Raw genomic sequence first — 19,433 nt, 5'->3', positions numbered from 1 at the left:
GGGCTTGCCGCCCTTGCCATAGGGCTCATTGCTGCCATGGCGGGGTGCTATTCTCAAGCGAGGTGTCAACACACCCCGCCCTTTTAAACAGAACCTCCTCGCTTTGCCATTTCTCACCTCACGCAGCGCATCTTGTCATTTCGAACCTCACGCAGTGAGGTGAGAAATCTCATCAAACCAAGCCGCAAGAAGCAAAAAGATTTCCCGCTGCGCTCGAAATGACAAAGAGAGGAGGGCGAAATGGCAGGGGAGCACTTGAGATGGCGGAGGGCGTCCGGAAAAGAAGGCTGCAAGCAAAAAGAAAAAGCAGCCGGTTTTTTTGTGCCAAACGCCTTTTACCCTGTCAAACGGGGCGCAAGTTCTCGAACAAGCAAACCACATCTTGTCATTTCGAACGAGCGTAGCGAGTGAGAAATCTCTTCAAACCAAGCCACAAGAAGCAAAAGAGATTTCTCGCTTGCGCTCGAAATGACAAAAGAGGCTCGGAATGACAGGGGGGAAGGATACCCGAAATGACAGAGGAGGGCTTGTGATGACAGCGGGAGGCATGAAAGGAAGAGGAGAATCCTGCAAAAGAAAAAAGCGCTCCGTTTCCGGAGCGCAAGACAAAACAGCCCGGTCCTAAAACTCTGCCCGGCGGCGGGCGGCATTCAGCCGCAAGCCCACCGACACAAAAGAAGTATGGTTTTCGGCGTCGCCCTGCTGCACACTGCGCCGCAACAGATACGAAGCCTCCACAAACAAGTTATGATAAGCCTGATAGGTAGCACGCAGCTCGGCCAAGGCGGTGGTGGTGCGCAGCCCTTGCGCCAAGCGGTTGCCATACTCTTGCATACGGCTGCGGTTGTCAAGCAAAATGTTGCCGCCCCAGTTTTCGCCGGGACCGTCTTCGCCCTTCACCCGATAAAACAACTGCCCCTCCAGGCGCCAGCGGGGCAGCGGCTGATAACGCACAATGCCCAACAGCTCGTAGAAATTGGCACCGGCAGGGTGTGCCAGAGGCTGACGGTAGTGGGTGTATGCTTTGGTGAGCGTATCTTGGGTGTAGGTATAAGGGCGCACCATGTTGGCTTCGGCCTGCAGGTCCAGATTGTCGATGCCGAAAGCGTCGATATAGTGCAGCCCCAGCTGCAGCGCCTGTTTGTTGCCCCACCAGCCCTTGCCGCTGCGCACCTCTGCCACAATCAGCTCGTCGATGACCACTTGCCCATAGATTGCCAGCCGGGGCAGGGGCATCCAGCGAAAGTCACCGCCCAGAATCACATTATCGGGGCTGCCCACATGCTGTTCCACGCTGCGGTAAAAGATGATAGGGTTCAGGTAATGCCATTCGAAACCATTTTGCCGCCCGAATACCACGCTTTCAAACAAACCTACCTCCAGACGGGGCGTGAGGTAGGTGCTGAGATGGTGAAAAGCAAAATACTTTTTCGGACGCAGCCCGTCGGCTTCCGATACGTCGGCCACCATCTCGGCAAAAATGTTTTGATATTGCACCTTCCACACGCGGGTGGTGATTTTCAAAAAAGAATAAGGCGCAGCAAAGTCAGACAATATAAGAGAACGCTTGCCATAACCTATGAAATTGCGGTCATGACCAAACTGCACCTCTACTGAAGGCAGCAGACGGAAGGCAATGTAGCCGCGCGCCGAAAGGAAATCATAAGTAGTGGGCGAGGGGCGGTCGCCGTCTTTGAAATAACCTTCATGCGGAAGTGCGCGGGTGGCATCTACATATTGCTGCACATAGAGGGGGTAGCGGGCTTGCGTGTCGGTCAGGTAAGTGAAAAAACTGAGGCGGTCGTCGATGGTGCCGCGCAGGCGCACACCACGCGTATTTTGGTAGGTCCACTCGTTCAGGCGGCTGTCTTTGCCTGCCTGAAAATCCAAGACCGGGTTCACACTCAAACGAAAACCGGGCACGCGGGCACTGTAGAGCGCCGCCGGTTGGCGGTAGAAGTGACCCCAAAAGCTTTTGTCCGTCTTTCTTTCATAAAGGCGGGCGAGGCTGTCGCTTTGGTCCCAGTTGTCGCGCTGCAGGTAGCGGCGGTTGAAGCGGTCGGCAGTCGACACAAAGCGGCTGCTGTCTTGCAACAAAGCAAGCAAGGCTTGCCGGTTTGCCGGCAGCTGTGTGTAGTGCCAAAGGGTGTCCCAGTGTTGGCCTTTCAGCTCATAACGCCGCAGCAGGTGGGTATAGTCTTCGTCTAAGTCGTAGAGCGGTGCTTGGGCATATGAGGGCATGAGGGCCGGCAGCCAACAGCACAACCAAAAGTAGAGGCTTATATGCTTCATTGCGGATTCTTTTTTTGACCACGAAAACAGCAAGATAACAAGCAGACAAGAGCTTGCAAAAAATATGAAAAAGTCTTTATGCTTATATGGATTTTTTTCTACCTTTGAAGCGTTTGAAATGAAGTGCTTGCCTAATGACCAAAGCATGCAGGGAGTAAGTCAACGAATCATAGCCGTTTGCCTGTGGCTGGTAGCCGTTTGGTTGCTGCCGGGCAAGCTCTATGCCCTGCCGGTATCGCTTGGGTCATTGCCTGCCACAACACATACAGCGCTCGACGCCCCCGCCGGGCAAGCGTTTGGCACGCTCGTTTTGCCGGCAAAAGAACAAGCAACTTTGACTGCCACGCCGGATGAAGAAGAGCCGTTGGCAGGTGAAGAAGCCGAAAAAGAAGAAGAACGGGAAGAGAAGCGAACCAACTTCGCCCCTTTACTTTTTTCATCCGCATTTAAGAATATTGTCAATCTTCGGGTAGCGCTTTCCGTTCCGGGCATTGTCACCCCTTGTCATTCAATCTGCCGGCGCCTTTACATCTGGTATGCCTTCAACCGGGCGCCTTAGTTGCCTCTCCCTACGGAAGTTCTCTTTTTTCTCTGATTCTTTATGCTTGCTTTTCAGTGAAGCAGGCTGCGGTCGCTTACCTTTAGCCATTGTGAACTCCTCCTTTTAGTCAAACATTTAAAACATTTTCCATCCATGAAAAAGAAAGCATTGCTTTATGGTTTGTTTGTGCTGTTGATCATGGGCTTATTTGCCTGCCAAAAACATGAAAAGCATCACGAAGAAGTGCCGGAATTGCCGGTTACTTCGCCCCTCCGGAAAGACACCAGCATTACACGCGAGTATGTATGTCAGATTCATGCCATACAGCACATTGAAGTGCGGGCATTGGAAGAAGGATACTTGCAAAACATTTATGTGGACGAGGGGCAACGTGTGAAGAAAGGGCAGCTGCTCTTTCAAATCATGCCTGTGGTGTATCAGGCAGAACTGCAAAAGGCGCAAGCCGAAGTGCACTATGCACAGGTAGAATACGACAACGCCAAGGCACTTGCCGACAGCAACATCATATCGCCGGCACAACTGGCATTGGTGCGTGCCAAACTCGAAAAGGCCAAAGCCGAGCTGGCATTGGCTCAATCGCACCTTACCTTTACCAAAATCACGGCGCCTTTCGATGGTTTGGTGGGGCGCTTTCATGTGCGTTTGGGCTCGCTGCTCGAAGAAGGCGAGCTGCTGACCACCCTTTCGGACGTGAGCCGACTGTGGGTGTATTTCAATATGCCGGAAGCCGAGTACCTCGAATACATGCAGCGGGCACAAGACCCCGCTGCACAGGTAGTGCAGTTGCGCATGGCTAACGGGCGAATCTTCGACCAAAAAGGGAAGATAACGGCTATAGAGTCCGAGTTCGACAACAAAACGGGAACCGTTGCCTTCCGGGCTACTTTTCCCAACCCCAATACCTTGTTGCGTCATGGCGAAACCGGAAATATACTGATGACCTCTGCTTTGAAAGATGTGTATCTTATTCCTCAAAAGTGCACCTTTGAAGTGATGGATAAAAAGTATGTGTACCTGGTGGAAAAAGACGGTACCTTGAAAGCACAACCGGTAAAGATAATTGCTGAGTTTACCCATCTGTATGCGGTGAAAGGAGTGAGCGAAAAAGACCGCCTGCTGTTCGACGGCTTGAACAAAGTGCGTCACGGAGAGAAAGTCAAAGCGGTATATATACCGCCGGCAGAAGCGTGGAAACAATTGGAGTTGTATGCCGAATAGGCGAGATGGTGTAAGCTTTCAAAACAAGAGAAACGATGTTTAGCAGAATTCTTCATAGACCGGTACTTGCCATAGTTACCTCCATTATTATTGTGTTTGCGGGTTTGTTGGCCATCAACCGCTTGCCAATATCGCAGTTCCCCGAAATCGCCCCTACCACGGTGAACATATTCATCGCCTACCCGGGGGCCAGTGCCGATGTGTTGATTAAATCCACCATCATTCCCTTGGAAACAGCCCTCAACGGGGTGCAGGGCATGCGTTATATCACCGCTGATGCCACCAGTGCCGGCGAGGCTACCATACAGGTGATTTTTGAACCGGGCACCGACCCCAACGATGCCGTGGTGCTCGTCAAAACCCGTGTGGACCAAGTAATGACCATGCTGCCCCCCTTGGTGCAGCGCGAAGGGGTGATTATTACCCCCATCCAGCCCAGTATGCTCATGTACGTGAACCTGTACAGCACCGACGAAGAGGCAGACGAAAAATTTCTTTACAACTACGCTTATACCCGGATGATCCCGGAAATACAGCGCATTCATGGCATCGCGCAGGCACGTATTTTAGGAAGCCGCGTATATGCTATGCGTGTGTGGCTCAACCCCGACCGCATGCGTGCCTACAACGTGTCGGTAGAAGAGATGATGGAGGCGATGAGCGAGCAAAGCATTATTGCCAACGTGGGACGCCTGGGGCAAAGCTCCGGCAAGCAGGCACAGTCGCTCGAATATACCCTCTTCGGACCGGATCGCTACAATACGCCCGAGCAATACGAAAACATTATCATACGCGCCACGGAAGAAGGCGAAATCCTGCGCCTGAAAGATATAGCCACCGTGGAGTTGGGGTCCGAATTCTATGATATTTACTCCAACGTAGATGGGTATCCGGCTGCATCTATTGTTTTAAAACAAACGGTGGGCAGCAATGCGCAGGAGGTGATAGAACAGGTGAAAGCCAAGCTGAAAGAGCTGGAAAAAGACTTCCCGCCCGGCATGAAATACAGCATCAGCTACGACGTGTCGCGTTTCTTGGATGCTTCCATTGAGCAGGTGGTGCACACCTTGCGCGATGCCTTCATTCTGGTGGCACTGGTGGTTTTCCTCTTCTTGGGCGACTGGCGTTCCACCATCATTCCCATCATTGCCGTGCCCGTATCGCTCATTGGGGCTTTCTTCGTGATTTCTCTCTTGGGCCTGTCCATCAACCTGATTACGCTTTTTGCGTTGGTGCTGGCCATCGGTATTGTGGTGGACGACGCCATTGTGGTGGTGGAAGCCGTCCATGCCAAGATGGAGCACGACAACCTCTCGCCTTATCAGGCAGTGAAAAAAGTAATGACCGAAATCAGTGGCGCCATCATTGCCATTACACTGGTGATGGTGTCGGTGTTTGTGCCCATTACCTTCCTTTCCGGGCCGGTGGGCGTCTTCTACCGTCAGTTCTCCATCACCATGGCCAGCTCCATAGTGATTTCGGCTTTTGTGGCTTTGACACTCACGCCGGTGCTCTGCGCCATGATTCTGAAAAATCCGCATTGGAAGGCAGGCAGGAAGAAGTCGCCCGTGGAGTGGTTCATGGACAAGTTCAACCGCTGGTTTGAACGCCTGACCGGCATTTACGTAGGCTTTTTGACCAAAATTGTGGACCGGCGCTTGGTGACAATCGCCATATTGCTGGCATTTAGCGCCGGTATCGTGGGGGTGAACAAAGTGCTGCCTTCCGGTTTTGTGCCCAACGAAGACCAAAGTACCATATATGCCATCATACAGACGCCGCCCGGCTCTACCTTGGAGCGTACCAACGCGGTGGCGCGCCAGTTACAAAAGATATGCGAGGAAATACCGGAGGTGGAATCCGCCACTTCGCTGGCAGGCTACGAAATCATGACCGAAGGGCGCGGCTCAAACGCCGGCACGGTACTGATTAACCTGAAAGATTGGGCAGAACGTGAGCGTTCGGTACTTGAGGTGATGGAAGAGCTCGAAGAAAAAACGAAAGGCTTAGGTGCCATCATCGAGTTTTTTGAACCGCCGGCCGTGCCCGGATTCGGTAGCTCGGGAGGCTTTTCTCTGCGTTTGCTCGATAAAACCGGCTCTTTCGACTACGAAGCCTTCGACCGCGTGAACAAAGAGTTCATGGATGCGCTGCGCAAGCGCAAAGAAATCACCGGCTTGTTTACCTTCTTTGCCGTCAATTATCCGCAATATGAGCTTATCATAGACAACCAGGTGGCTATGCAAAAGGGGGTTTCCATTGGCAAAGCCATGGAAAATCTCAGTGTTTTGGTAGGTAGCAACTTCGAGCAGGGATTTATTCGCTTTGGGCGCTTCTTCCGCGTGTTTGTGCAGGCAGCCCCCGAGTTCCGGCGCTTCCCCTCAGACCTGCTCAATCTGTATGTGAAGAACGAAGAGGGCGAAATGGTGCCTTACTCTGCCTTCATGCGTTTGGAAAAACGCCAGGGACCTAACGAGCTGACGCGCTACAACCTGTACAACTCGGCAGCCATTCGTGGCTTGCCTGCCCCCGGCTACACCACCGGCGATGCCATCGAGGCCATCAAAGAAGTGGCTGCCCAAACACTGCCCAACGGCTATGACATCGCATGGGAGGGGCTCTCCTACGACGAAGCCAACCGGGGCAATGAAGCGCTCTATATCTTCATCGTGGTGATTGCCTTTGTGTATTTGGTATTGGCAGCGCAGTATGAGAGCTTTATCTTGCCTCTGGCTGTTATTTTGTCGTTGCCTATTGGTATTTTCGGCTCTTTCCTTGCCTTGAAGCTCATGGGCTTGGCCAACGACGTTTATGCACAGGTGGCACTCATCATGCTGGTGGGCCTCTTGGGCAAAAATGCCGTGCTGATTGTAGAATTCGCCGTGCAGAAGCACCAGCAAGGCGCTACCATCCTGCATGCAGCCATCGAAGGGGCCAAAGTACGTTTCCGTCCTATCTTGATGACTTCTTTCGCTTTTGTGGCCGGCTTGGTTCCCTTGGTCATTGCCCACGGTGCCGGTGCCATCGGCAACCGCACCATCGGTAGTTCGGCCATGGGGGGTATGGTGGTGGGGACGGTCTTCGGCGTGCTCGTCATTCCGGGGCTCTACTACATCTTTGCCAAACTGACCGAAGGCAAACAGCTCCTTCAAGATGAAGAAGTATCGCCGCTAAGCGAAGAGATGGTAGAAAATGCCTACAAGGCAAGTATGTGGAAGAAACTCATGCATTTGGATGTAGTATGGGAAGCCGCTAAGCGCAAGGCTAAAAACAAAGATAAAAACAAAAACAACGCAAAAGACGATGAAGACAATGCATAAGGTGAAAATATATGTATGGGCAGTGCTGTGGCTGGTATTGGCAGGGGCCTGTGTGGGTCCGCGCCATACCCTGCCGGAGGTGCAGGTAGAACTGCCGCAGTCCTTTGGTGCACAAAGCAGCAGCGACTCGGCCGGGGTGGCACGGCTCAACTGGCGTACCTTTTTCGAAGATGAGCACTTGCAGGCACTCATAGATTCGGCCTTGCGCCACAACAGAGAGCTGAATATCCTGTGGCAGGAAATCATCATCAGCCAAAACGAGGTGCTTGCCCGCAAAGGGGAATACCTGCCCTTTGTGCGTTTGGGTGCCGCTGCCGAAATAGACAAAGTGGGGGAATACACGCGCGCGGGTGCCGTGGAAAAGCAGCTGGAAATCAGGCCGGGCGAGGAGTTCCCCGAGCCCTTTTCCCACTTTGAACTGGGCGCTTATGCTTCCTGGGAGGTGGACATATGGAAGCGCCTGCGCAATGCCAAAAAAGCAGCGGCACTGCGTTACCTGGCAAGTGTGGAAGGGCGGCGCTTTATGCAAACCCAAGTGGTAGCCGAAGTGGCCGAAGCCTACTACGAACTGATGGCACTGGACAACCTGCTGGCTACCATCGATGAATACGCCCGCATTCAGGAGAGTGCCTTGCAGATAATTCAGCAGCGCAAACAGGCCGGGCACGACACACAGCTGGCCGTGAACCGTTTTGCCGCCCGCCTGCTGAAAACCAAGAACCTGCGTTATGCCATCCGGCAGCGTATCACCGAAACCGAAAACCGCCTGCGTGTGTTGACCGGTCAGCTGGCAGACTCCATCCCCCGCCCGTCGGCACGCTTTCTGGAGCTGCCGGTAGATTCCATCTTGACCGGCGTGCCGGCGCAGTTGTTGCAAAACCGCCCCGACATACGCCGCGCCGAATGGGAGTTGCAAGCCGCCAAGCTGGACGTGAAGTCGGCGCGCGCCTTGTTCTATCCTTCGTTGGACATTCGCGCCGGCATAGGCTTTCAAGCCTTCAATCCGGCATTTTTGCTGGCGCCCGAGTCCTTGCTCTACAACCTGGCCGGCGACCTGATGGCACCGCTCATCAACCGCAAGGCCATACGTGCTGCCTACAACACCGCCAATGCGCGGCAACTGCAGGCACTCTATGCCTACGAACAAACGCTCTTGCAGGCCTATACGGATGTGTTGAACCAGCTGGCGAAAATAGAAAACTACACACAGAGCCTGCAGCTGAAAACCGAAGAAGTGCGCATCCTGACCGAATCCATCGGTATTGCCAATGCCTTGTACCGGGCAGCCGATGCCGACTACCTGGAGGTATTGCTCACGCAAACCGAAGCCTTGGATGCCCGCCTGGAGTTGATTGAAGTAAAACTAAAACAATTACAAGGCAAGGTACAGGTGTATCGTGCCTTGGGTGGTGGCTGGCAATAGAGAGGAGTGCACAAGCCATAAGACACAAACAAAGCCGCCTGTTTCAGGTGGCTTTGTTTTTTTGCCTCGAGGCTTTCCCTTTTTGTTTTTCTCTTTTGCTTTCGAGCTTCTCCCTGTCCTTTCAACTAACTATCCCCACTGTCATTTCGAGCGCAGCGAGAAATCTCTTTGCTTCTTGCGGCTTGGTGGGTTTGAGGTCGAGATTTCTCACCTCACTGCATGAGATTCGAAATAACAAGCCACGTTTTTGCGCTTCGTCCGGGATGACATGCTGCCGGAGATGAGAAACCGGCAGGCTGCGTTTAAGCTCCTTCATAAGCAAGGCTGTAAAACAAAAAAGCAAGGCATTTTGCCTTGCTCGTCGCAATCCTTCTTTTAATGGTAGATGCGCTGTGGGCCGCTTCATTTTAAAGGACAAGGCGTCCTTGTTCTCTGAACAGTCGCAATCCTTCTTTTAATGGTAGATGCGCTGTGTGCGTGTTGAAAGAGAAGCACATCCTGTTCTCTGAACGTCGCAATCCTTCTTTTAATGGTAGATGCGCTGTGTGGTTCTATGTTTCGCAGGATGTTTTGTCGTCTTTTTTCAGGTCGCAATCCTTCTTTTAATGGTAGATGCGCTGTGGGTAAAAAAAAAGTGTTATGTGGAGAGTATTTTTGTTTAATTGTCGCAATCCTTCTTTTAATGGTAGATGCGCTGTGGGCGGAATTAGTGAAGCCGCTCGCCGCCTCGCACAGGAGGTGGGTCGCAATCCTTCTTTTAATGGTAGATGCGCTGTGGGCGGACCTCAAAGAGGTGCGAGGTGAAGTCACTTTCGTCGCAATCCTTCTTTTAATGGTAGATGCGCTGTGGGTGCACGTCAATAGCACCCCATTCGACAAGGGGGTATTCAGTCGCAATCCTTCTTTTAATGGTAGATGCGCTGTGGGGGTGGCTGGAAAACGCCTCAACAAGAGGCGGTCGCAATCCTTCTTTTAATGGTAGATGCGCTGTGGGTCAGTACCCGTAGAGAGCACTCACGCCGTCGTAAAAGAGTCGCAATCCTTCTTTTAATGGTAGATGCGCTGTGGGCGCAGAAGAGGTGGCGGAAAGGCTACCCACCTCATTCGAGGTCGCAATCCTTCTTTTAATGGTAGATGCGCTGTGGGGCTTTTGCGCTGTTCGAGGCGCTGCTGGGGCTGCAGTCGCAATCCTTCTTTTAATGGTAGATGCGCTGTGGGCTGCCCGCCTATTGGCGGAGCAGGTGGCTGAAAAATTGTCGCAATCCTTCTTTTAATGGTAGATGCGCTGTGGGTAATACAAGGCGACGTTTCAACGACCGGTGACAGTCGCAATCCTTCTTTTAATGGTAGATGCGCTGTGGGCGGCTTCTGGAGCACATCAGGCGACGCGGTTACCATAGTCGCAATCCTTCTTTTAATGGTAGATGCGCTGTGGGCGATAACGAGGGTGCTAACGCACCCGCTAACGTCGCAATCCTTCTTTTAATGGTAGATGCGCTGTGGGATGACACCCCTGTCAACGGGGGTAATGACACCCCTGTCGTCGCAATCCTTCTTTTAATGGTAGATGCGCTGTGGGAAAGGACGGCGTGAGCGCAAGCGCAAGAGCGCTGTCGCAATCCTTCTTTTAATGGTAGATGCGCTGTGGGGAGGCTAAGTTCAGACTTTGAGGTACGCGTTCGTACCGTCGCAATCCTTCTTTTAATGGTAGATGCGCTGTGGGCAGTAAACGCTGTGAGGTGCGCTCGTTAGAGTAGCACCTGTCGCAATCCTTCTTTTAATGGTAGATGCGCTGTGGGCAGTAAACGCTGTGAGGTGCGCTCGTTAGAGTAGCACCTGTCGCAATCCTTCTTTTAATGGTAGATGCGCTGTGGGACAAGTCCTGACCCACTCCCGGGCACCTGGTCGCAATCCTTCTTTTAATGGTAGATGCGCTGTGGGGGGGTTGAAGCCCCCAACACGGGGGTTGAAGCCCCCGTCGCAATCCTTCTTTTAATGGTAGATGCGCTGTGGGCCCCTCTACGGGGGCACCCGTGGATAGTGCCGTCGCAATCCTTCTTTTAATGGTAGATGCGCTGTGGGGGGCACCTCCCGGGCGGTGCCGCACTCCCATGGTCGCAATCCTTCTTTTAATGGTAGATGCGCTGTGGGCATTAAAGAGAGAAAGTTTGGAAATGCCAGGGCCATGGCCGTCGCAATCCTTCTTTTAATGGTAGATGCGCTGTGGGAGACCCGGTGAGAAGGAGCCAAGTCTTCGCCGCAGTCGCAATCCTTCTTTTAATGGTAGATGCGCTGTGGGCTCATCAACGTTGAGGCGGAGGTTTCCGCCGGTCGCAATCCTTCTTTTAATGGTAGATGCGCTGTGGGGTTTTCGGGGGCACCCGTAGAGGGTGCCCCCTGGTTTCGTCGCAATCCTTCTTTTAATGGTAGATGCGCTGTGGGGTTTCGGGGGCACCCGTAGAGGGTGCCCCCTGGTTTTCGTCGCAATCCTTCTTTTAATGGTAGATGCGCTGTGGGCGCATAGCCCAACTATCAGAATTGATGACTGGGCTGTCGCAATCCTTCTTTTAATGGTAGATGCGCTGTGGGGGCACGGGCTCTGCTTCGCAGGTAGCCGAGAGGCTAGTCGCAATCCTTCTTTTAATGGTAGATGCGCTGTGGGACCCGTGTCCGTAGAGGGGGCACCCGTGTCCGTGTCGCAATCCTTCTTTTAATGGTAGATGCGCTGTGGGTTGCGCAAGCAACTCAGCAATGAAGTTGTCAACATTGAGTCGCAATCCTTCTTTTAATGGTAGATGCGCTGTGGGTTACATATTTTTTTTAAATGATGCAAGTCTGTCGCAATCCTTCTTTTAATGGTAGATGCGCTGTGGGAAAACCCTTTCCATTCTACTTAACATAATACAAGTTGTCGCAATCCTTCTTTTAATGGTAGATGCGCTGTGGTCGAGGTCTCGCGCTATCACTTTGGCGGAGAGACTGTCGCAATCCTTCTTTTAATGGTAGATGCGCTGTGGGAGAACCAGCCCAAGCACGCCGCCGTAAAAGACGGCGTGTGTCGCAATCCTTCTTTTAATGGTAGATGCGCTGTGGGAGTTCGTTGTGTAACTCATTGGTTTATAGAAGTTTAACTTTGGATACAGGGTGAAAATTCTGATTTTTCCAATCTGCTTGGAAATTAATTCGGAATTTTCTTTAAGAAAACAAGAGTTTTACCAAACAATATGTCAAAGAACGTACTTTGCCGGCTTTCCGTTCGTCGGGCGGGTACTGAAATGAATGTTCACTCATCGGGTAAATACAGCCGTTCGTACAAAATGTCAGTGCGCGGCTGTCATACTTCTTTACTTGCCGCCTATGCGGTAAGCCACTTGCAAAGTGAAAGCATTTTAGTGCTTTTGTTTGAAATATGCAAATTTTTTGAAAAAAAATTGCAGGGGTATATGCTTTGCGCAAAGAGTCTGCCACAGAAGGGGGAGTTACCGCTTGGCTACCGCCCGGGTGACGGCCGCTTCGCCATGGTGGTAGGCGCCTTCGTTCAAAAAGGTTTCTTCTTCCCACACGCGGCTTTCGGAAAAGTCTTGCAGCAGGGCTTGCAGTGCTTCGGCACTGACCAAAAGGGAGGCTTGCTTGGGTCCGCCGGAGGGGCGTCCCAGTTGTGCCGGGGCAAATAGCTCCACTATGAGCGTGCCGCCGGGGCGCAGTGCCCGGAAAAGGCGCGGGTAAATGTGTTGCCAGTTTTCTGTATGGGCATAAATGAGGGCCAGCGCATCGAAATGGGCTTCCGGCAGCTGTATTTCATCATAGCTTGCAAGCTCGTATTGCAGCTGAACGCCCCGCCGGGCTGCCAGCTGCAGCGCTTTCTCGCGGGCGGCTTCGGCATAGTCGAAGGCATACACCTGCCATCCTTTTTGTGCGGCATACACGGCATTGCGCCCTTCGCCTTCGGCAGGCAGCAACAAATGCCCCGGCGACAGCCGGTCTATCTCCTGACGGAAAAAAGCATTGGGTTCCGTGCCGTAAACAAAGTTTTTTTGTGCAAAGCGTTCATTCCAAAATTCTTTCATAAGCCATGTGTTTTTAACAGTTTTTGCCGTCGATGCCGCATTGTGCCGGCTCCGTTGCGGGACTTGCCATGCCGGTAGTGATGTTTTTGCTTTGCAGGGCTGTTTTCAATACTTGTTCAAAAAGCAGGTCTTTTTGCGCCCCTGCAATCACTACTTTTTCTTCTATCAAAAAGAAAGGCACGCCCTGTATGCCCAACATGCGGGCTTGGTAGAGGTCTTCTTCCACGGCTTCTTCGTAGGCTTCGCTTTCGAGTACGGCGCGCGCTTCGGCTACGGGCAAGGCTGTTTGTGCCACTATGGCGAGCAGCTGCTCTGTTTCAGCCAGGTTTTTGCCTTCGGTAAAGTAGGCACGCATCAAGGCTTCCTGCAGTGCGTTTTGTGCGCCATATGTTTTGCTCCAGTGAAGCAGGCGGTGGGCATCGCGTGTGTTGAAGCTCAGGGCTTGGTCGAAGCGGAATTGGATGCCGTAGGGAAGCCCCATCTGCTGCAGCTGCCGGCTTATCTCGGCAAATTGGGCGGGAGACCAGCCCTTGGTCTTGCACAGGTGGGTGACGGTGGGCACGGCCAGGTGGCGGGGCATGTGGGGGTCCAGCTGAAAGCTGTGCCATTCGATGTGCACATGCTCTTGTGCGCCGAGCTTTTCAATGGCACGTTCAAGTTTCTTTTTTCCTATGTAACAGAAAGGGCAAACAATGTCGCTCCATACGTCGATGTGAACGGTGTGCTTCATATTTGTGGGCTTGTAAACAAAAGAACTTACGCCTGAGTAAACATAAAAAGAAAGGAGCGGGGTTCCTTTCATGAAAAAAGAAAGCAATAACGGCTGCGCGGGACAGTCCGTTATTGCTTTATCATAAGAGAAAAAGAAGGTGTGCGGACTTATTTTGCACGCGATACGTATTCGCCGGTGCGGGTATCGATACGCACCACGTCGCCAATGTTGATGAAGAGAGGGCACGCGCACTTCCAAGCCGGTTTCGAGGGTAGCCGGCTTCAGGGTACGGGTGGCCGTGTCGCCTTGAATGCCCGGTTCGGTGTAGGTTACTTCCAAATCCACGTTGGGGGGCAGTTCCACCATCACGGCTTCGTCGCCGTCGTAGTGCACGAACACCACCATGCCGTCTTTCAGGTACTTCACGGCGTCGCCCACCACCACTTCGTCCACGGGGTTTTGCTCGTAGGTGTTGATGTCCATGAAGTAGAACAGGGTGCCGTCGCGGTATAGAAACTGTTGCTCGCGGCGTTCTACACGCACGATTTCGATTTCATCGCTGGGGCGGAAGCGCTCTTCTGCCAGACGGCCGTTGCGCACGTTGCGGAATTTTACCTGATAAAAGGCGCGCAAGTTGCCCGGCGTGCGGTGCTCATATTCGAGCACTTGTAACAGCTCGCCTTTGTAGCGGACAAAACAGCCGCGCGTAATTTCATTAACCTGTGCCATATATTCTTTAAGGGTTAAGAAACGAAAAATACAATGCCGCAAATTTAGTTTTTTTTGCCGTTCAAAGAAAATGACACAGGTTTTAGGAAACATCTAAAAATATGTTTATCTTTTAATCAAAGAAACCAAATTGTATGCTTATGAAAGTAAATGAAGGAAAAATCGACCGTTTGGTGCGTTTTGTATTGGGCGCCATACTGCTGGCTTTGTACCTTGCCGATGTGGTTACCGGCACATGGGGCACCGTGGCACTGGTAGTTTCTATTGTGTTGCTGGCTACGGCTGCCACAGGCTTTTGCGGTTTGTATGCCTTGCTGGGCATCAATACCTGTCCGGTGAAGCAACAGAAGCAGCAATCCTGAGCGCCGGAGCGCCTGCACTGCCAAGCATCGTTGCGCGAAACCGCAGCGATGCTTTTTTGTTTATATTGCTTTCCAAAAGAGCAGTCTCATGGCAGATATCCATATTGTCAATGGTCCCAATTTGAATTTGTTGGGGCGCCGCCAGCCTGAAATCTATGGCAAGCGGCATTTCGAAGAGTTTCTGGAAGAGCTGAAAGAGCGCTTTGCCGGGCACCGTCTGCATTACTTTCAATCGAACGGCGAAGGCAGCCTGATAGATTATCTGCACAAAGTAGGCTTTGGCAGGGTGGGCATCGTGCTGAATGCCGGGGCTTATACGCACACTTCCATTGCCTTGGCCGATGCGGTGGCTGCCATCACGGCACCGGTCGTGGAGGTGCATATTTCGAACGTGCATGCGCGGGAGGCTTTCAGGCATCACAGCTATCTGGCGCCTGTATGCGTGGGCAGCATCGTGGGCTTGGGCTTGAGTGGCTATGCGCTGGCGGTGCAATACCTGATTGAGCACTTAGAGCACGAACAGTAAATAGTATTGAATGAGGCCGGCAATGCCGCCCAGCACGGCGCCCACGATGATAAGCGTGGTTTCATCTTCTTCAAATATGGGATGCAGGAAGCGTTCGAATTCGGGTGGGGGCAGGGCTTTCATGCGCTCGCGCAGCTCTTCTTCTATCGACAGGGCGTCTTCGGCATAGGCAAAAAGGCGGCGTACCGAAATGGGCAACTCTTCCATGAAACGGTAGGTAACAATGTTTTTGATGGCTTCGACGCGGTCGGCTGCCAAGGTGCGTAAAATGGCCACGCTGGCATCGCCCACGGTATGTTCCACGAGGGTCTCTACGTGCTTTTCTATGAGGCGCGCCAGCTTTTCGGCACCGGGACCACGCACCACAAACTCGGCCATGTTTTCCACGCTTACTATCTCTTCGCTCACAATCTTGGCATAGGCTTCGGCTACTTCTTTTTGGCGTTTTAAAAACAGCCCTTGGTAGGTAACAAGGCCGAATAAATATTTTTTGGGATAAAGCGGGTAAAAAATCAGCTTCAATGCCAGCCAGTTGGTTACATAGCCCACGATGAGGCCGGCAAGGGGCAGTAGCCACCAGGGGGCGTAAAAGTAGGAAATGACGGCTTGTGGCAAGCCAAAGAGCGCCCCGAAATAGAAGCCCGAACGCTCGATAAACTTAAATTCTTCTTTGCCACACTCTTGAAAAATACGGTTGAGCAGTGCCTTGTCGCGCAGCAGTATTTTGATGGACAACGCTTTGATGTCCAGCACTTCGGTAATGTGCTGTTTGAGGTCTTCCATCATCTGCACCGTGATATGGGGCAGCTCGGCAGAAATGCTTTTGTAGATGCGGTTCTTTACAAAGTCGGGGGTGCGTTCCCAGATGCCCGCTGCCTGGCTCTGCATGACTTCATCGACTATCTTGCGGCTGATGTGTTCGAGGGCCGGCTGCATCTCTTCGGCCACGCGCTGCGGGTCGAGGCGGGCAAAACGCTCTTCTATGCGCAGCAGCTTGCCGGTAATCATATCTACCGCCCTGGCTGCCATCTTATGGGCTTTGCCCGGAATGATGCCCTGCCATCCGAAGGGCGGAAAACCTACGTACTCTATGGGGTAAAAGGTCATTTTCAACGCCAGCCAGTTGGTAAACCAACCGATGAAGCCGCTGATGAGCGGAATGCTAAGCAAGGACAGCAGCCGTAACCAATCGATGTCTTCCATGTAGGCAAAGGTATTGAACCGTTTGGCTAAAAATAAGAAAAAGCATAAGAAAGATATGTATGCCTTTTGTTATTTTGCAAATTGTTAGTTTTGAGAAATCAATTAAACAAACAAAAAAAGAACGCGATGAAGTTATTAGCAAACAAAGTAGCCATTGTGACAGGCGGCTCTAAGGGTATTGGGCGTGCCATTGCTGCCCGTTTTGCCGAACAAGGCGCCGCAGTAGCTTTTACTTACCTTTCCAGCGAAGAAAAAGCCAAAGCCCTGGAGGCAGAATTGAGTGAAAAGTATGGAGTGAAAGTAAAAGCCTACCGTTCCGATGCTTCGCAGTTTGCCGAAGCCGAAGCGCTGGTAAAACAAGTGCTGGAAGAGTTTGGCAATATCGATATACTGGTAAACAACGCAGGCATCACCAAAGACAACCTGCTGTTGCGCATGAGCGAAGAGCAGTGGGATGCCGTCATCAATACCAACCTGAAGTCGGTATTTAACCTGACCAAAGCCGTGATGCGCACCATGCTTAAGAACCGTCAAGGAAGCATCATCAACATATCGTCGGTGGTGGGCATCCGTGGCAACGCAGGGCAAGCCAACTACGCCGCTTCCAAAGCCGGCATTATTGGTTTTTCCAAGTCGGTAGCTTTGGAGTTGGGCTCGCGCAACATCCGTTGCAACGTGGTGGCACCGGGCTTCATCGAAACGGACATGACCGGCGAGCTGGCCAACAAGGAAGAATGGTTGAAAGACATTCCGTTGCAGCGTGGCGGACGCCCCGAAGAAGTAGCCGACGCCTGTGTATTCTTGGCTTCCGACATGGCAAGCTATGTAACCGGGCAGGTATTGCAAGTAGATGGTGGAATGCTGACCTAAGCTCATGAACGAACTATTCACACATACGGCTTGGTGGCAATGGGGGCTGTGCCTGCTCATAGGCTTGGCTTATGCTTGGGCATTGTACCGGCGCAGTCCCTTTGCCCCTTTGCCCAAAAAACTGCTTTTCGGCATACGTTTTTTATTGGTAGCCCTGCTGGTATGGACACTGTGGGCGCCCCTGTGGCGGATAGTCGAAAGCTATGAAGAGCGCCCGGTGTGGGCTATCGCCATCGATAATTCCCGGTCGATGGCGACGGCTTGGGGCGATTCGACTACACGCCGGAAGCAGCTGGAACGGCTGCGCCGCCTGCAGAGCCGCTTGCAGGCTTTGGGCTACGAGGTGTCTGTTGTTGATTTGAAGGGCGAAGTGGTCAGCTGGGATTCGCTGCGCTTCGACCAAGAGCGCACGGACCTGGCGGGCATGCTGCGCCGGCTGCAGGCAAGCCACGAGGGCGATTACCTTGCCAATGTGTTGCTGGTGTCCGATGGCATCGTGAATGCCGGTGAGAATCCGCTTTATATGTCTTTCCCTTTCAAGGTGCATACTTGGGCAGTAGGCGACACCACGCACTACCCGGACCTTTCTATTTACAGCTTCCACAGCTTGCGCATAGTGCAAAAGGGGAACCGCTTTCAGCTGATTGCCGAAGTGCAAAACAAAGGCGGCGGGGACCGGCAGGTGGCGTTGCGCTTGCGCGAGGGCAGCAAAGTGTTGGAACAGCGTGTAGTGAAAACAACCGAAGGCAGCATCACGCGTCATGTGTTTGAACTGCGTGCCACAGAAGAAGGGGTTTTTCAATACACGGTAGAAGTGAGCCCCCTGGCCGGTGAGCTGAACACGGTCAACAACCGGCGCTCGGTGGTGGTGGAAGTGATTGACCGTAAAAAAAGTATTTTGATTTTGGCTTCGGTGGCCCATCCCGACCTGAAAGCCTTGCGCAGTGCTTTGGAGCGTACGGGCAACTACGAAGTGTCGTTTTACATAGACGGCGTGAGCCGGGAGCTGCCCCGCAAAAACTACGACCTGCTCATTGCGTATCAGCTGCCCAACCGGCAGCGTCCTTTGTCTGCCGCCTTGCAGGAACTGCTGGCAAGTCCGTTGCCCAAGTGGTGGATTGGGGGCGCGCAAACCGACTGGAACGCGCTGAACCGTATGCAAAAGCTGCTGACCGTATTGCCTTCGGGCAGCCGTACCGATGAAGTAGGCGCTTATGTAACAGAAGAATTCCGGGCATTTGCAGTGCCCGTAGCCTTGAATGCATCCTTGCGCAAGTTGCCCCCTTTATTGGCGCCTTATGCACGTTACAACCTGCTGCCTGCTGCCACGGTGTTGTTGTATCAGCAGGTAGGCACAACCACCACCATGCGTCCTTTGTGGGTGTTGGGGCAGGCGTCGCCACGGCAGGCGGTTCTGGTAGCCGAAGGGCTGTGGCGTTGGCGCCTCGAGGCTTATGCCTTGTTCAAAGACCAAAGCATAGTGGATGAGCTCATCGACAAAACCGTGCAATACTTGACGGCCGATCGCAGCAAGCGCCGTTTTCTGGTCAGTACCAACAAGGCAGACTATGAAGAAGGGGAGCCGGTATGGCTGGAGGCAGAGGCTTACGATGAGTTGTTTCAGCCGATCAAGTCTTTGGCATTTGAGGTGTTTTTGCAAGGTGAAAAAAAACAAGAGCGCTACCGCCTGCAATTGAGCGAAACGGAGCGCCGCTTTGCTTTGACAGCGCTGCCTTCCGGGCGCTATAGCTTTGTGGCAAAAGCCAATATCAACGGCAAAGAGGAAGAGGTGCGCGGGGGCTTCGTGGTGCGCCGTGCCGAGCGCGAGCTTTATGACCGCACCGCCCGCTTCGATTGGCTGCGTCAGCTGGCACAAGCCACCGGCGGCGATTTCGTTACTACCGACCGCTTCGACACCTGGCAGGCTTCCATAGGTGAAGCAAAAGCGCGCTTGCACACGCAAAACCGCTTGATGGAAGTGGTGGCACTGCCTTGGTTGTTTTGGCTGTTGTTTGCTTTGGCAGTAGTGGAATGGGCCGTCAGAAAGTATCAGGGCTATGTATAAACTTACATGTTGGGTAAGGCACTGCCTTACCCGGTGCTACTTACCGTAAAATATTTATCTTCTTGCCTGTTAATTGTTTTTGTT

12 protein-coding genes, 2 pseudogenes and 1 CRISPR repeat array are annotated in these 19,433 nt (G+C 52.7%); of the genes and pseudogenes, 8 read left to right on the top strand and 6 right to left on the bottom strand.

Translation table 11 applies throughout. The features are described 5' to 3' along the window. Positions 1-621: 621 nt before the first annotated feature. Positions 622-2,292, bottom strand: coding sequence for a capsule assembly Wzi family protein (locus tag QVE43_RS05020; protein WP_288004789.1), 1,671 nt, complete (start codon positions 2,290-2,292; stop codon positions 622-624). Positions 2,293-2,356: 64 nt separating this feature from the next. Between QVE43_RS05020 and QVE43_RS05015 the strand changes: the two genes are divergently transcribed. The 4 genes from QVE43_RS05015 to QVE43_RS05000 all read left to right on the top strand — a co-directional run bounded on the left by QVE43_RS05015 (position 2,357) and on the right by QVE43_RS05000 (position 8,815). Then, a complete protein-coding gene (locus QVE43_RS05015; RefSeq protein ID WP_288004787.1) occupies positions 2,357-2,851 on the top strand; it encodes a hypothetical protein in 495 nt (164 codons plus the stop codon). A gap of 135 nt (positions 2,852-2,986) precedes the next feature. Beyond that, on the top strand, positions 2,987-4,072 hold the full coding sequence (locus tag QVE43_RS05010; protein ID WP_288004785.1) for an efflux RND transporter periplasmic adaptor subunit: 1,086 nt from the start codon (positions 2,987-2,989) through the stop codon (positions 4,070-4,072). A gap of 35 nt (positions 4,073-4,107) precedes the next feature. After that, positions 4,108-7,392: an efflux RND transporter permease subunit gene (locus tag QVE43_RS05005; protein WP_288004783.1), complete on the top strand. Its 3,285-nt coding sequence runs from the start codon at positions 4,108-4,110 to the stop codon at positions 7,390-7,392. After that, entirely contained in the window at positions 7,376-8,815 is a 1,440-nt protein-coding gene (locus QVE43_RS05000; protein ID WP_288004781.1) for a TolC family protein, read from the top strand. The genes QVE43_RS05005 and QVE43_RS05000 overlap by 17 nt, the downstream gene beginning before the upstream one ends. Positions 8,816-9,175: 360 nt before the next feature. Beyond that, positions 9,176-11,911: direct repeats of the CRISPR family, unit length 37 nt; unit sequence GTCGCAATCCTTCTTTTAATGGTAGATGCGCTGTGGG. 383 nt (positions 11,912-12,294) lie between these two features. Here the strand turns inward: QVE43_RS05000 and QVE43_RS04995 are convergent. The 4 genes and pseudogenes from QVE43_RS04995 to QVE43_RS04980 form a co-directional block, all read right to left on the bottom strand. Then, the gene (locus QVE43_RS04995) at positions 12,295-12,882 is read right to left on the bottom strand and encodes a bifunctional 2-polyprenyl-6-hydroxyphenol methylase/3-demethylubiquinol 3-O-methyltransferase UbiG (protein WP_288004779.1); all 588 of its coding nucleotides are present in this window, start codon (positions 12,880-12,882) and stop codon (positions 12,295-12,297) included. A 13-nt stretch (positions 12,883-12,895) separates the two neighbouring features. Next, positions 12,896-13,591 (bottom strand): annotated as a pseudogene (locus QVE43_RS04990) (DsbA family oxidoreductase); the annotation flags it as partial. 170 nt (positions 13,592-13,761) lie between these two features. Then, positions 13,762-13,809 carry a hypothetical protein gene (locus QVE43_RS04985; protein WP_288004821.1) on the bottom strand — a complete coding sequence of 16 codons (48 nt, stop codon included), beginning with the start codon at positions 13,807-13,809 and terminating at the stop codon, positions 13,762-13,764. Between the two features lie 76 nt (positions 13,810-13,885). Then, positions 13,886-14,323: pseudogene (locus QVE43_RS04980) on the bottom strand (elongation factor P); the annotation flags it as partial. A 134-nt stretch (positions 14,324-14,457) separates the two neighbouring features. Here QVE43_RS04980 and QVE43_RS04975 point away from each other — a divergent pair. Then, positions 14,458-14,685 (top strand): DUF2892 domain-containing protein, encoded by a 228-nt coding sequence (locus QVE43_RS04975; RefSeq protein ID WP_288004777.1) that lies wholly within the window; start codon positions 14,458-14,460, stop codon positions 14,683-14,685. A gap of 88 nt (positions 14,686-14,773) precedes the next feature. After that, entirely contained in the window at positions 14,774-15,211 is a 438-nt protein-coding gene (aroQ, locus tag QVE43_RS04970; RefSeq protein WP_288004775.1) for a type II 3-dehydroquinate dehydratase, read from the top strand. On the opposite strand, the gene QVE43_RS04965 is transcribed toward aroQ, so the two are convergent. Further along, entirely contained in the window at positions 15,194-16,414 is a 1,221-nt protein-coding gene (locus QVE43_RS04965) for a DUF445 domain-containing protein (protein WP_288004774.1), read from the bottom strand. The genes aroQ and QVE43_RS04965 overlap by 18 nt on opposite strands. Before the next feature lie 126 nt (positions 16,415-16,540). Here QVE43_RS04965 and fabG point away from each other — a divergent pair, with 126 nt between their 5' ends. Next, positions 16,541-17,284, top strand: a complete 744-nt coding sequence (fabG, locus tag QVE43_RS04960; protein ID WP_288004772.1) for a 3-oxoacyl-[acyl-carrier-protein] reductase — start codon at positions 16,541-16,543, stop codon at positions 17,282-17,284. A gap of 4 nt (positions 17,285-17,288) precedes the next feature. Continuing rightward, positions 17,289-19,349 (top strand): hypothetical protein, encoded by a 2,061-nt coding sequence (locus tag QVE43_RS04955; protein WP_288004770.1) that lies wholly within the window; start codon positions 17,289-17,291, stop codon positions 19,347-19,349. The last annotated feature ends 84 nt before the right edge of the window (positions 19,350-19,433 follow it).

Origin of the sequence: Thermonema sp., from assembly GCF_026003375.1 — a bacterium.
GTDB classification, from domain to species: Bacteria; Bacteroidota; Bacteroidia; order Cytophagales; family Thermonemataceae; genus Thermonema; species Thermonema rossianum.
Note: the sequence above shows the minus strand (reverse complement) of the source record. Positions and strands in the feature narration are given on the sequence as shown.

What these genes read in the sequence shown, in the direction of transcription:
- QVE43_RS04975 (WP_288004777.1), top strand. Translation starts at nt 14,458, where the DNA reads ATGCTTATGAAAGTAAATGAAGGAAAAATCGACCGTTTGGTGCGTTTT.
- QVE43_RS05015 (WP_288004787.1), top strand. Translation starts at nt 2,357, where the DNA reads ATGAAAAAGTCTTTATGCTTATATGGATTTTTTTCTACCTTTGAAGCG.
- QVE43_RS05010 (WP_288004785.1), top strand. Translation starts at nt 2,987, where the DNA reads ATGAAAAAGAAAGCATTGCTTTATGGTTTGTTTGTGCTGTTGATCATG.
- QVE43_RS04955 (WP_288004770.1), top strand. Translation starts at nt 17,289, where the DNA reads ATGAACGAACTATTCACACATACGGCTTGGTGGCAATGGGGGCTGTGC.
- QVE43_RS04995 (WP_288004779.1), bottom strand. Translation starts at nt 12,882, where the DNA reads ATGAAAGAATTTTGGAATGAACGCTTTGCACAAAAAAACTTTGTTTAC.
- fabG (WP_288004772.1), top strand. Translation starts at nt 16,541, where the DNA reads ATGAAGTTATTAGCAAACAAAGTAGCCATTGTGACAGGCGGCTCTAAG.
- QVE43_RS05005 (WP_288004783.1), top strand. Translation starts at nt 4,108, where the DNA reads ATGTTTAGCAGAATTCTTCATAGACCGGTACTTGCCATAGTTACCTCC.
- QVE43_RS05000 (WP_288004781.1), top strand. Translation starts at nt 7,376, where the DNA reads ATGAAGACAATGCATAAGGTGAAAATATATGTATGGGCAGTGCTGTGG.
- QVE43_RS04965 (WP_288004774.1), bottom strand. Translation starts at nt 16,414, where the DNA reads ATGGAAGACATCGATTGGTTACGGCTGCTGTCCTTGCTTAGCATTCCG.
- QVE43_RS05020 (WP_288004789.1), bottom strand. Translation starts at nt 2,292, where the DNA reads ATGAAGCATATAAGCCTCTACTTTTGGTTGTGCTGTTGGCTGCCGGCC.
- aroQ (WP_288004775.1), top strand. Translation starts at nt 14,774, where the DNA reads ATGGCAGATATCCATATTGTCAATGGTCCCAATTTGAATTTGTTGGGG.